Below are 6248 nucleotides of genomic sequence, written 5' to 3' on the forward strand. Positions count from 1 at the left end.
GAGGTGCTCGATCCGCAAGTCGGCCGACCGTATCTGCTCTGCGCTCCACCGCACGGGGCGCGGCAAGGCGGCCTGCGCCGAAGTTGCCCCCAGCCAGCACGCGGTCGCGCAACAGGCCGCAAGGCTGATGCGGAGAGGAAAGGTTTTTTTGCTCTGCATCAGGGTTTACTCCTTGCGCCAGATCACTTGAGACAGATGCGGCGCCATAGCGGGCGGCTTGACAGCGGGCGGCGCCGAGTTGGAAGGCCGCGACCGGGCTGCCGAAAGATCGGGTTGCTCGAGGGCGGCCTGCAATGCGTCGAGTGCCAGCCATTGGGCGGTGCGCGCTTGCAGCGCCGCTAGCTCGGTGGACAGAAGTCGCAGTCGCGCACGCAGGGCAGGTTCCGGTCCAAGCAGTCCGCGGTGCTGGGCGGCAAGGTCGGCGTTGAGCAATGCCCGATTGGCGGCGATCAATTGCTCGGCCTGGCGTACCTGGTCTTGTGCGGCCTGCAGAGCGGTTTCCGCCTGTTCGATGCGCACGAGCACTCGCGCCTGCGTTTGCTTGAGCATGGCTTCTCGCAAACTCAAACGCGCGCGGGCTGCTGCGATCTGGCCCTGATGCTGGTTGAACAGTGGCACAGGGATGCGAGCGCCGAGCATCAGACGGTTGACGCCCTGATCGCGCTCGGCGCCGGGGGCGATCGACGGCGGCCCGCCATCTCTCTGGGCCTGCGCCAGCCGCAGGGCGGCTTGCGCCGAGAGCACACCTTGCCAGGCGGCGCGAACATCGTCGCGCTGTTCCAGAGCGTTGCGCCGTAACCGCCTCAGCCGGGCTGCATCTGGGAGGGTTGGAGGGTTGTGAAGCGCAGAAAAGTCGATTTGCACGTCCTTCAGCGCGGCAGTCGGCAGACCCATCGCACCGGCCAGAGCGACGCGGTCGGCGCTTTCCGCGCCGATGTCACGGCTCTGTTGCAGGGCGGCGTTTTGTGCGGCCTGCTGGGCCAGCGCGGCAGCCAGCGGCGAGTCCATGCCTGCTTGCGCCCTTGCTGCGGTGCGGCCTTGCAAGGCTAAATCGGTTTCCAGCACTTGTTGCTGAAGATGCGTCCTTTGCTGCGCCGCCCAAAGCGAGACATAGGCCTGTTGCACCTCGTCGCGTACCGTCCAGCGCGCGCCGCTCAGCAGCAACTGCGCAGCGTGCACGCCCGCCACGGCACGCGCGGTCTGTGCGGCGCGTTGAGCCTGCGATTGCAGCAGCAGGCCGATGGCCATGCCCACGGTCCACGGGCTCGGCGCCAGCAGCCCGGCCGCGGCGCCGTATTTCAGGCCGAACTGCAGACTGGGGTTGGGATACTGTCGGGCAATTTGCAAGTCGGCCTGGGCCAGTTGCGCGTTGGCACGGCTCACCTTCAGGCTGGGGTGGAAGTAAAGCGCGGCCAGACTTAGATCTTGCAGCGTCCAGGGCTGGGCGATTGGGTGCGGCGTCCCCGTCTGCAGGGCGATGAAACGCTGCAATCGCGGATCGAGCAGGCTGCGGTGTTGCAGTGCATTTGCGCTGGCTTGCGGGGTGACTTCGGGGGGCAAAGCCGGTGCGCTCGCACACCCGCCCAGCAGCGCTGCGAGCAGAGCTGCAAGTAGCAATCGACCCGCGGGGTTTGATGAGCATGCTGTCATCCCCGCATGCTGCACTGCGGGGGTTGACGCCGACATGAAGTCCGCATGACGATTCCGTCATGTTGCAGACCGATACGTCGCTCTGTGAGCGGCGAGCCGACAATGCGAGGATGCGAATTCTCATTGTCGAAGACGAGGCCAAGACGGCGGCCTATCTCAAGCGCGGACTTGGGGAGAACGGCTTCATCGCAGATGTCGCCGTTGATGGCACGGATGGTCTGCATCTGGCGCTGACCCAGCCGTACGACTTGATCGTGCTCGATGCCATGCTGCCCGGCCGCGACGGCTGGAGCGTGCTGAGCGAACTGCGGGCGCGGCAGACCACCCCGGTGCTCATGCTCACCGCGCGCGATGGCGTGGCCGACCGGGTGCGCGGGCTGGAGTTGGGCGCTGACGACTATCTGGTCAAGCCTTTCGCGTTTTCCGAACTGCTGGCGCGGGTGCGCAGCGTGCTGCGGCGCGGAGTCACGCGCATGCCCGACGTGATGGAAGTGGCCGATCTGCGGGTTGACATGCATCGCCAGCGCGCCGAGCGCGGCGGGCAGCGGCTGGCGCTTACTCCAAAAGAATTCGCGCTGCTGGCGCTGCTGTCACGACGCGCTGGCGAGGTGTTGTCGCGCACCCTGATCGCCGAGCAGGTCTGGGATATGAACTTCGACAGCGACACCAATGTGGTGGACGTACACATTCGTCGCTTGCGCAGCAAGCTCGACGAGCCTTTCCCCGCACCGCTGCTGCACACCGTTCGCGGAGTGGGTTATGTATTGGAAGTGCGCGATGCGAAGTGATTCGACCGAGGCCGTGGTCGCTTCCCGGTCTTCCCTGCGAACCCAGGCAGGCGAGAGCCGCGAGAGACAAGGCATGGGCCTGCTGGGCTGGACCGACTTTGCGCTGCGCCGTCTGCGCCAGTACGGGCTGCCGCCGCGCTCGCTAGCGGCCTGGATGGCGGGAGCGTTTTCGCTGACATTGGCGATCATCCTGCTGGCGGCAAGCAGCTGGGTGTACTGGGGCTTGAGCGCGCGCATGATGCAGGAAGACCGCGAGTCAGTCCTGCGCAAACTCGATACCGTTGCCGCGCTGCTGCAGACCCACCCCGTACAGAGTGATGAGGTGGGGCAGGAGGCCTATCTCAAGCTGCCGCCGGATGCGCCGCGCGATCTCTACCTGCGCCTGCTGGACGCTCGTGGGGTCGTGCTGCTGCAAACACCGGGTTTTAACCGCGCGCTGAATGAAGCCGCTTTTCTCGCGCCGGGCGTTCAGGGGGCGCCGCGATTGCACAAAGTGCATCTGCCTCACGATCAGCATTACCTCACCGCCATGCTGCCGCTGACGGCGCCGGTTGCGGCAGGGACGGCGCTCGTACCGATACGCCTGGAAGTGGCGCTGAACCGCACGGCCGAGTCGCGTATTTTGGCCGATTACCGGCTCCGCCTCTCGGCGGTGCTGATCGCGGCCATTCTCGCTGCGGCCGCTGCGGGTTATGGCATTGCCTGGCGCGGTCTGCGCCCCTTGCGGCATATGGCCGATTCCGCGCGCGGCATCGGTGCGCAAGACCTGCACAAAAGGCTCGATACTCAACGCCTGCCCGCTGAACTGCAGACGCTCGCCCTGGCCTTCAATGCCACCCTGCAACGGCTGGAGGAATCGTTCGGCCGCATCTCCCAGTTTTCCGCCGACATGGCGCATGAATTGCGCACGCCCATCACCAATCTTTGGGGCGGGCTGGAGGTGGCGCTGGGCAGACCGCGTGAACCTGGCGAATACCGCGAGGCGCTCGAATCGGCGGTGGAGGAGTGCGAGCGTCTGTCGCAAATGATTCAGACCCTGCTGTTTCTGGCGCAGACCGAGCATCCTGATGCCGCGCTGCGTCTGGAACGGCTGGATGTCGCACAGGAACTCCGCACCCTGGCCGATTTCTTCGAGGTAACCGCTGCCGAGGCCGACGTGCGCCTTCATGTGCGGACGACACCACAATTGGCCTTTCAAGCCGACCGCATGCTGCTGCAGCGGGCCATGGGCAACCTGATCGGCAACGCCTTGGCGCACACCCCGCGTGGCGGTGTGGTGACGCTCTCAGCGCATTCACACAGCGGCGGAATACGTATTGAAGTGGCCGACACCGGCTGCGGCATCGCCGCCGAGCACCTGCCGTATCTGTTCGACCGCTTTTACCGCGCCGATGCCGCACGCAGCCGAAGCCGCGGCGGGTTGGGCCTGGGCCTGGCCCTGGTGCGCAACATCGTGCGCCTGCATGGCGGCGAGGTCAGCGTGGAGAGCATCCCGAATCACGGTACCCGAATGATGCTGGACTGGCCGACGCATTGAAAACAGAGCGAGTTGCGGCGCTGCACTGCACTGACCGGAGCGCCGCGATGGGCTCCTTGCCGCTCGCGGCTTTCAGTGGTTGTCGCGTCCGTGACCGTTGCCTGGCCCGCGGTCATTCCCGTGGCCATGCTGTTGTTCACGGTCATGCCGATCCGGGCCGCGTCCGTGGTCTGGGCGTTGTCCCGGGGGGCCGCCCTCGGGGCGATAACCGGGGCGGGGCGACTCGGCGCGGAAACGCTTCCAGTGGGGATCGCGGTCGTGACGATAGGCGCGGTCTTGAGCCCGCCGCCAGTCGCGATCATGGAATTGGCGCAGGCCGGGCGGAATGCGTGCGGCGCGATGCCAGGGGCCGCCGTAGTGCGGGCCTGTGTACCAGCGTCCACCGCTGTTGTAGTAATAGATGCCGCCAAGGTAGAACAAAGGCTGCGATACCCCTAGCGCGACATAGCCGCCGAATTCGGGGAGCCAAATCATGGTGGGCGGCGCCGCGACGACTACGGGCGGCGGCGCATACACCGGCTGCGGCGCCACATAGACTGGCTGCGGAGGTGGCGTGCCGATGCTGAACTGAATGCTGACCGGAGGGCCTTCGGCGTGCGCAGGCAAAGCCCAGGCGCAGGCGCTCAGGAGGAGGGCGGGGAGTGCGAGGTTCGGTTTCATGGGATAGTGAACGGGAACGATCAGGGAACGTTGACAAGTGGGTCTTGCCATCGAACTGAAATATGTGTGGTCAGCTTACAAGACTTGAGCCGTAGCGCAGCTTGCCTACACTGCCGCAACCAACCGAGAAAACTCCAACATGACCACTACTGCCTACCTTCTTACCATTGACGCCCACGATCCCACGGGGGGCTCGGGCCAGACGGCCGATCTCGCCACCTGGGCTGCGCTGGGCTGGCGCGGGTCGAGCATCACGACGGCGCTGACTGCGCAGAACTCCTACGGCGTGCAGGGCGTGCAGGCCGCGGACTTGGCCTTGCTGCGCAACAGCCTGCGCACCTTGCTGGCCGACGGCGAGCCCGCCGCAGTAAAAATCGGCATGATCAGCCACGCCGCGGTGGCCGAGGAGGTGGCGCAGTTTGTCGAAGCGCGGCAGTGCCCGGTGGTGTGGGACCCGCAACTGGCTTCGGCGGACGGCTCAGAGCCCTGGGCCCAGGCGCAGGGAGGCGGTCTGGCCATACGTCTGGCGCAGCGGGCCGATCTCATCACCGCTAACCGCGCGGAAGCCAGCGCCTTGCTCGATCTGCCTGCCTGGGAGATGGGGCCTCCGCCGGCCACATGGGTCAACGCGATTCGCAGCCGCTGGCTGGAGGCGGGGGCGCCGCATCGTGCCGTGGTGGTGAAAGGCGGCAATGCCTGGGGGGCGCACAGCACCGACTGGTACATCACCAGCAGCACGGTGCTGCCGCTCGTCAGCCGCCGTCTGCCGCGCAGTGCGCATGGCTCGGGCAGCGTTCATGCCAGTGTGTGCGCCGCGCGACTGGCCGATGGCTGGAGCGTGCTCGACGCCGCTGCCGAGGCGCAGTTGAGAGCGCATGCCGGCATCGATCAGGCCATTGCGGCCGGACCGGGGCGGCCGAACACCCGAACCGACGCGCGGGCTGACAGCGACGATCTTCCCTGGCTGCCGTTGCCGGGGCAGTCTGAAGAAGCACCGCCCGATTTCGCGCGGCTCTCCGGGCAGATCGGTTTTTATCCCGTCGTGCCCGATGCGGACTGGGTGCTGCGTCTGCTGGAGTGGGGCGTGTGCACCATCCAGCTGCGCATCAAGGAGATAGAGGGCGCCGAATTGCGCATGCAGATTCGCGAAGCCGTGCAGGCGGCGCGAGAAGTGCCGGGCACGCAGTTGTTCATCAACGACCACTGGCGCGAAGCCATCGAGGTCGGCGCCTATGGCGTGCACCTCGGGCAGGACGATGTGCATACCGCCGACCTGCCCGCCATCCACACCGCCGGGCTGCGTCTGGGCCTGAGCACCCATACGCCGGCCGAGATCGCCCGTGCGCATGCGCTTCGGCCTTCCTATATTGCGCTCGGCCCGGTCTTTCCCACCACGCTCAAGGCCATGCCCTATCGCCCGCTGGGCCTGGAGCGCCTGACCCAGTGGCGGCAGTGGTTGTCACCGCGCTATCCGGTGGTGGCGATCGGCGGCATCAGCCTGGAGCAAATGACGGCAGTGCGGGCCGCCGGGGTATCCGGCGCGGCGGTCGTCAGCGCCGTGACGCAGGCGGTCAACCCGCGCCTGGCCGTGCGCGAAGCCCTGCACATCTGGC

At 66.6% G+C, this 6248-nt stretch carries 5 protein-coding genes; 3 read left to right on the forward strand and 2 right to left on the reverse strand.

Features of this window, described 5'->3' with window-relative positions; all coding sequences use genetic code 11:
* Positions 1 to 165: 165 nt before the first annotated feature.
* Positions 166 to 1617, reverse strand: coding sequence for a TolC family protein (locus AC2VLV_RS08520; protein WP_486989577.1), 1452 nt, complete (start codon positions 1615 to 1617; stop codon positions 166 to 168).
* Between the two features lie 143 nt (positions 1618 to 1760).
* Between AC2VLV_RS08520 and AC2VLV_RS08525 the strand changes: the two genes are divergently transcribed.
* Both AC2VLV_RS08525 and AC2VLV_RS08530 read left to right on the forward strand, forming a co-directional pair.
* Positions 1761 to 2438, forward strand: coding sequence for a heavy metal response regulator transcription factor (locus AC2VLV_RS08525; RefSeq protein ID WP_486989578.1), 678 nt, complete (start codon positions 1761 to 1763; stop codon positions 2436 to 2438).
* Positions 2428 to 3975 carry a heavy metal sensor histidine kinase gene (locus tag AC2VLV_RS08530; protein ID WP_486989579.1) on the forward strand — a complete coding sequence of 516 codons (1548 nt, stop codon included), beginning with the start codon at positions 2428 to 2430 and terminating at the stop codon, positions 3973 to 3975. Before AC2VLV_RS08525 ends, AC2VLV_RS08530 begins: the two co-directional genes overlap by 11 nt.
* A gap of 72 nt (positions 3976 to 4047) precedes the next feature.
* On the opposite strand, the gene AC2VLV_RS08535 is transcribed toward AC2VLV_RS08530, so the two are convergent.
* A complete protein-coding gene (locus AC2VLV_RS08535) occupies positions 4048 to 4635 on the reverse strand; it encodes a hypothetical protein (protein ID WP_486989580.1) in 588 nt (195 codons plus the stop codon).
* A gap of 139 nt (positions 4636 to 4774) precedes the next feature.
* On the opposite strand from AC2VLV_RS08535, the gene thiE reads away from it, so the two are divergent.
* Positions 4775 to 6248, forward strand: a 1474-nt coding sequence (gene thiE / locus AC2VLV_RS08540) for a thiamine phosphate synthase (protein ID WP_486989581.1), incomplete at its 3' end; no start/stop codon positions are given.

The organism is Thiomonas sp. TH-17, assembly GCF_057473305.1.

Bases quoted from the DNA above. Each gene is read 5' to 3' on its own strand.
- AC2VLV_RS08525 (WP_486989578.1), top strand. From the start codon at position 1,761: ATGCGAATTCTCATTGTCGAAGACGAGGCCAAGACGGCGGCCTATCTC.
- AC2VLV_RS08530 (WP_486989579.1), top strand. From the start codon at position 2,428: ATGCGAAGTGATTCGACCGAGGCCGTGGTCGCTTCCCGGTCTTCCCTG.
- AC2VLV_RS08535 (WP_486989580.1), bottom strand. From the start codon at position 4,635: ATGAAACCGAACCTCGCACTCCCCGCCCTCCTCCTGAGCGCCTGCGCC.